At 65.4% G+C, this 1566-nt stretch carries 4 protein-coding genes and 1 pseudogene; all 5 read left to right on the top strand.

Going from position 1 to position 1566, the window contains the following annotated elements; translation table 11 throughout:
• A pseudogene (locus JCM12296_RS40815) lies at window positions 1-300 on the top strand (hypothetical protein); the annotation flags it as partial.
• Window positions 301-363: 63 nt separating this feature from the next.
• Window positions 364-495 carry a hypothetical protein gene (locus JCM12296_RS48725; protein ID WP_281492271.1) on the top strand — a complete coding sequence of 44 codons (132 nt, stop codon included), beginning with the start codon at window positions 364-366 and terminating at the stop codon, window positions 493-495.
• A complete protein-coding gene (locus JCM12296_RS51240; protein ID WP_422699275.1) occupies window positions 492-572 on the top strand; it encodes an energy coupling factor transporter S component ThiW in 81 nt (26 codons plus the stop codon). The genes JCM12296_RS48725 and JCM12296_RS51240 overlap by 4 nt, the downstream gene beginning before the upstream one ends.
• A 55-nt stretch (window positions 573-627) precedes the next feature.
• On the top strand, window positions 628-882 hold the full coding sequence (locus tag JCM12296_RS43005; RefSeq protein WP_218188448.1) for an energy coupling factor transporter S component ThiW: 255 nt from the start codon (window positions 628-630) through the stop codon (window positions 880-882).
• Window positions 872-1566: energy-coupling factor ABC transporter ATP-binding protein (locus JCM12296_RS34685; RefSeq protein WP_172684267.1), on the top strand; the 695-nt coding region annotated here is incomplete at its 3' end. The genes JCM12296_RS43005 and JCM12296_RS34685, both read left to right, overlap by 11 nt.

Below are 1566 nucleotides of genomic sequence, written 5' to 3'. Positions count from 1 at the left end.
ACCTTGAAACCGGCCGGCGGCATCAGATCCGCATCCAACTGGCCCACGCCGGCCATCCGCTCCTGGGCGACCTGCGTTACGGCGCCGGCGAACCGCTTCCCGGACGGCAGATCGCCCTTCTGGCCCACGTTTTTGTGTGTGGATCACCCCACGCGGGACGAACGCCTGGTCTTTACCTGCCCCATTCCCTGCGGTTGGCCCTGGCCGGATGCCGCGCTTTGTGAAGCCGATCGGCCGCCATGGGACTGGCGGGCGTTCGCCGATGCCCTGCGCGTCGCCGGCATCGCCATGCCCGACTGAAACCCCCTGCAAGACGATTGCAGCGCCAACCCGACGAATGTGAAACCCTTTGTGGAGGAGCCCATGACAACCCGTAGCATTTCACCCGCAAGCGCATCCCTGACCACCCGCAAGACCGCCTATGCCGTTGTTCTGGTGGCCATCGGCGTCGCCCTGGCCCCTTACACCGCTTTTCCCATCGGCATCGCAAGGTGAACCCCACCCAGCATTTCATCAACGTCCTGGCGGCGGTCCTGCTGGGCCCCTGGTGGGCCGTGCTGACCGCATGGTGATCGCCGTCCTGCGCAATGCCATGGGCGTGGGCACCCTGCTGGCCTTTCCCGGCGGATGATCGGCGCCTTTCTGGCCGGCATCGCCTATCGCCTCGTGCGCCGGACCTGGATGGCGGCGACCGGTGAAATCATCGGCACCGGCATCATCGCGCCGGTGGTCAGCGCGCTTTTTGTCGCCCCTGTCCTCATGGGCAAGGCCATCCCCCTGCTGGCCCTGATACCCTCCTTTGTCTGCAGCACGGTGGCCGGCGCCATCCTGGGCGTTTTGGCCTTGCGGCTGCTCAAACGGACCGGCAGTATTGACTTCTGAACGGGCCGACGGCAACCAGGGCTTACCTCGCGCAATTGAAGTGCGGGACCTGGTTTACCGATATCGCCGGGAAGATGCCCAGGCCGTATTGAACGGAATCCATCTGGACATCTCGCCCCGGGACTATCTGCTGATCGCCGGCCGCAGCGGATCCGGTAAATCGACGCTGTGCCGGACCTTCAACGGCCTGATTCCCCATTTTTACGGCGGCGTGCTTGGCGGCGAGGTCCGGGTGGCCGGGCATCCGGTCTGCCAGACGGCCGTGGCCGATCTTTTCGGCCAGGTGGCCATGGTTTTCCAGAATCCCGATGCCCAGCTTTTTTGCCGCACCGTCGAGCAGGAGATTGTCTTCGGTCTGGAGAGCTTGGGTCTGGCTCGCCCGGCCATCGAGGACCGCCTGGGCACGGCGCTGGCCCAGACCGGCATCGACCACCTGCGTTTGCGTGATCCCCAGACCCTGTCCGGCGGACAGAAGCACCTGGTCCTCATTGCCGCCCTGATGGCCCTGCGTCCCCAGATCTTGGTGCTGGACGAACCCTTCGCCAACCTGGATCCGGCTAACGTGCGCCATATCCGTTCTTTGCTCCGGCGGCTGCATGCCGAGGGCGTCGGCATCGTGGTGTGCGAACACCGCCTTTCGCGGGCGGCACCCGATGCCACCCGCATGGTGGTCGTTCACCAGGG

Source organism: Desulfosarcina cetonica JCM 12296, from assembly GCF_001311845.1.
Lineage (GTDB): Bacteria > Desulfobacterota > Desulfobacteria > Desulfobacterales > Desulfosarcinaceae > Desulfosarcina > Desulfosarcina cetonica.
Note: the sequence above shows the minus strand (reverse complement) of the source record. Positions and strands in the feature narration are given on the sequence as shown.